Source organism: Microcystis sp. M53602_WE12 (assembly GCF_030065455.1).
Taxonomy (GTDB): Bacteria; Cyanobacteriota; Cyanobacteriia; order Cyanobacteriales; family Microcystaceae; genus Microcystis; species Microcystis aeruginosa.
Genome location: NZ_JASJFB010000035.1, coordinates 1 through 3,590, shown reverse-complemented (window position 1 = coordinate 3,590; position 3,590 = coordinate 1). Strand labels below are relative to the sequence as shown.

The window sequence follows — 3,590 nt, the reverse complement described above, 5'->3', positions numbered from 1 at the left end:
TCTCGATGGGAAGAAGCATATCCTTAGTTAAAGCAGATTTTCTTCCTCAGTGCAACCTAAGTCGATGCTTTCTCACGAGTGCGGGTTCATTTTCTAGGTTGACTTCGGCTTCCTTACCAGCATTTATTGAGATGTTGCAAAACTATCAAACCATCAATTAATGGTTTCCATCATCCTAAGACCGTTTTTTTCTACCGTCAATAGGATATAAAATATGCTTATTTTTATTTTTTTTTTATTTTTTTTTCATCAGGTTTATTCATGAATCAGAGAAAATCAAATTAAATTCGGTGCGGTTAAACCTTGATTTCTCCTACCAGCCACCTGATTAACTTGACTCAGAGTCAAGAAAACGGGTTTCTTAAAGAAACCCGTTTTCTCGATCCTATAGTCACATATTTCTTAACATAAAATTTGACAAAAAGAGAAAAGTATTAATTCCAGCAATTCTTTATAATTCTCTAGATGACTGGGAAAACCCGAACCCTAGAGTGATAGAGAAAAGAATTGAGGAATTCAAAAGGCGAACTCGGAGTTAATTGATGAAGTGCGATCGCTTTCTTATCGGGTGCATTATACTTTGTTAATGCACCTTATTTGTTGTCTATAATTTAAAAGATTGAGATAAGGGCAGTTTGTTGGGTTGATTTTGCGTTAAAATTAAGTTAGATATGTCTTAATTGATGAAACTTAGCAAGACAATGAATACTTCGACCACTTTTCAAGAAATCGCCGCCGAAATTCAATTATTTGATAATATTGAACAAAAAGAACAATTTATTTTTGTGGTGGGTGCTTTAGTTTCTCGCATCATCAGTCTTCATAAAGCCGCAGAAATCATGGAAATGGATACAGAAATGTTCTTGAAAATTTTAGAATTAATGGGAATCGATTTTTCTTATCTTACTACAGAAGACATAGATAGAGAAAAAAAATGGTAATCTCTATGAAAATTGTTTTCAATTCTTACCCTTTAATCTTTTTGTCTCAGTTAGGATTTTTAGAAAAATTACTAGATTCTAATGATAATTTTTATTTGCCTGCAACCGTACAACAAGAAATTAATGCCAAACAAGATCAATCTTCAGAGACTCTTAATAAGCTGATCAATCAACAGAAATTAATTATCCTAAATATTAAATTAATCTCTCTAGCAAATAGTTTAAATGAACGTTTAGGGAAAGGTGAATCTGATGCCATTACTTTAGGAATAGAATTACAAACTGATTATATCATCCTTGATGACTTTGCAGCAAGAAAAGAAGCACTACGCTTAGGCTTAAATGTTAAAGGAACTTTAGCGATTATTCGTAAACTTCTCAAAGAAGGAAAGATAGAAATTGAAAATTTGGAGATTTTTTATCAAAGACTTAGAGAAATTAACTTTAGAGTCAAGCGTGAGATATTTGAGAGCATTTTTGGAGACTGAGTGTGATACTGAAGGCACTGCGTAGCAGCACGCTTATTTTGTCGGCTGCATTAACAGAGTATAATGCGCCTTATTTCTTGTTATTGATGGATTCCCACCATAACTTTAAATCACTTTCATTAATCTTTTTTTGAAGATATTCAATCTGATCTGAATAGCTGAGATTTTTCATGTCTTCAGCCATTTTTTCTTGACTGGTTTGTTTAAAAGCTAAACAGTCAAAACTTTTTTTAATTGTCGTTGGCTTGATCAATTGTTACCTCTAAAGGAGAAATAATAGTCAAAATCCCGTAGCCATTGAGTAAATTAATTTGATTATAGCCTTTCATTTTATCTAGGCGCACAATATGTTTAAAATTCCATGATATGATTGCAGCCGCTCTAGCTATTGTAGCAGCCGCTACATGAGTAGCATCATTAATAGACTTTGATGTAACAACTCCTTCATTGATATAAGCATTCCTTAACTGTAAAACTTCAGCTGTTATCTTAACTACTTCAATAACTCTCTGCGGAATCGATAATAAAATATCTTTAACCGATTGGGGAGCATTAATTAATTTGCTAACAATGATATCACTCATTAACAAAATAAACTTTTCTTGCTTAATGGCTTCCATCAATTGATTGGACTCTAAGGAAAATTCATCATCTAAACAGCCTGCAATGACTGATGTATCGATATAAACTCTAAGTTTTTTCATAAATGATAGAAAAAGTTTTCTGATCTTAGTTTAACATCAAAAGTGCGATCGCTGCTCTTTTAGAGTGGATTAAGGTAGTGTAATGCACCTTATTGATAATAGAATTTTTGAAACCTAAAAGTCGAGGGCTTTGGTTTTAAGATTTATCAAGCTTAAAGTACAGTTAACATTAAGCTATAATAATCATTAGTCAACAACAATTATTACTATGTCTTTTGCAGCTAAATATCGAGATCGGATTGTGATTAACCCAGACATTCGCAGTAGCAAACCTTGCATTGTTAATACTCGTATTGCAGTAGCAGATATTTTTGATTATCTAGGAGGAGGGATGACTATTGAAGAAATATTAGATGATTTCCCCGATCTTACCTTAGAAGATATACAAGCCTGTTTTGCATTTGCCGCCGAGCGGGATCGTCGTTTAATGGTTATTCCCGATGAAACTGCTATTTGACGAAAACTTATCACCTAAACTACCTCTGTTACTGGTATCACATTTTCCCGATAGCGCTCATGTTAGAGATTGTAGCCTAAAAGGGTTTCCCGATCAAAGGATTTGGCAATATGCGCCTATCAATGGATTGATAATTGTCTCGAAAGATTCTGATTTTTATCAACGGAGTTTGTTGTATGGCCAACCTCCAAAGTTCATCTGGCTGAGGATTGGAAATTGTACCACTCATCATCTAATCAGTCTTATTTTAAAACATAAACAAGCTATTAAGAGATTTAGCGATAATTCTACCGAGTCCGTTTTAGTAATTGCATAATCATATATTATCCTCAGCGATCGCTTTTCTGATCGGGTGCATTAACAAAGTATAATGTGCCTTATTTATTGTCTATTGATAAAATGATCCAAAGACGTTAATTTAAAAGATTGAGGTAAGGCAGTTTGTTGGGTTGGTCTTGTGTTAAAATTAAGCTGGAGTAAATTCTAATCCCCGATGAAAATTTCAACGGAACAATCACCATGAACTTTTATACCGTTATTCTGAGAAAAAGTGCAGATTATTGGGTTTCATTATGTCTTGAAAATGGATTAGTTGGACAAGGAGAAACTCAGGAAAAAGCTATGGAGAAACTAAAAGAAGCGATTGAATCTTTTTGGGAGATTTATCATGATCAAGCCAATATATATACCAGTCCTATTCCTATAGACGAACTTCATGAATTTTTAACTGTGGGAGATTCTGAAACTCCCGAAACTTACGAACTCAGAAAAGTTTATGCCTAAAAATATTCCTTCTCTTAAACCCAAAGCACTAATCAAAATTCTTGAAAAAGGAGGCTGTCAATTTTATCGATAAGGAAAAGGTGATCAGGTGATCGGGAGCATCTCACTTATGCAATGAGTATTAATACTTATAGCAGTCAAAAACTAGAAAATCTTCAACTTGATCACAAAGAGAAATGAGATTATAATAGTTATAACTTACAATTCAGAATAGCTC

Annotated in this window: 7 protein-coding genes and 1 pseudogene; 6 read left to right on the top strand and 2 right to left on the bottom strand. The window is 33.4% G+C overall.

The window, feature by feature from the left end; all coding sequences use genetic code 11:
* The first annotated feature begins 701 nt into the window (after window positions 1-701).
* The gene (locus PX482_RS01465; RefSeq protein ID WP_002736878.1) at window positions 702-941 is read left to right on the top strand and encodes a UPF0175 family protein; all 240 of its coding nucleotides are present in this window, start codon (window positions 702-704) and stop codon (window positions 939-941) included.
* Between the two features lie 5 nt (window positions 942-946).
* Window positions 947-1,429 (top strand): PIN domain-containing protein, encoded by a 483-nt coding sequence (locus tag PX482_RS01460; protein ID WP_288026981.1) that lies wholly within the window; start codon window positions 947-949, stop codon window positions 1,427-1,429.
* Window positions 1,430-1,499: 70 nt separating this feature from the next.
* Here PX482_RS01460 and PX482_RS01455 read toward each other — a convergent pair whose 3' ends face one another.
* Window positions 1,500-1,679, bottom strand: a complete 180-nt coding sequence (locus PX482_RS01455) for a hypothetical protein (protein WP_002747316.1) — start codon at window positions 1,677-1,679, stop codon at window positions 1,500-1,502.
* A complete protein-coding gene (locus PX482_RS01450) occupies window positions 1,660-2,133 on the bottom strand; it encodes a PIN domain-containing protein (RefSeq protein ID WP_288026984.1) in 474 nt (157 codons plus the stop codon). Before PX482_RS01450 ends, PX482_RS01455 begins: the two co-directional genes overlap by 20 nt.
* A 208-nt stretch (window positions 2,134-2,341) precedes the next feature.
* On the opposite strand from PX482_RS01450, the gene PX482_RS01445 reads away from it, so the two are divergent.
* From PX482_RS01445 to PX482_RS27580, 4 genes and pseudogenes are all read left to right on the top strand, one after another.
* Window positions 2,342-2,590 carry a DUF433 domain-containing protein gene (locus PX482_RS01445; protein ID WP_002757298.1) on the top strand — a complete coding sequence of 83 codons (249 nt, stop codon included), beginning with the start codon at window positions 2,342-2,344 and terminating at the stop codon, window positions 2,588-2,590.
* The gene (locus PX482_RS01440) at window positions 2,574-2,906 is read left to right on the top strand and encodes a DUF5615 family PIN-like protein (protein ID WP_043998855.1); all 333 of its coding nucleotides are present in this window, start codon (window positions 2,574-2,576) and stop codon (window positions 2,904-2,906) included. The genes PX482_RS01445 and PX482_RS01440 overlap by 17 nt, the downstream gene beginning before the upstream one ends.
* A 203-nt stretch (window positions 2,907-3,109) precedes the next feature.
* The gene (locus PX482_RS01435) at window positions 3,110-3,373 is read left to right on the top strand and encodes a type II toxin-antitoxin system HicB family antitoxin (RefSeq protein WP_002757300.1); all 264 of its coding nucleotides are present in this window, start codon (window positions 3,110-3,112) and stop codon (window positions 3,371-3,373) included.
* A pseudogene (locus PX482_RS27580) lies at window positions 3,366-3,443 on the top strand (type II toxin-antitoxin system HicA family toxin); the annotation flags it as partial. The gene PX482_RS01435 and the pseudogene PX482_RS27580, both read left to right, overlap by 8 nt.
* Between the last annotated feature and the right edge of the window lie 147 nt (window positions 3,444-3,590).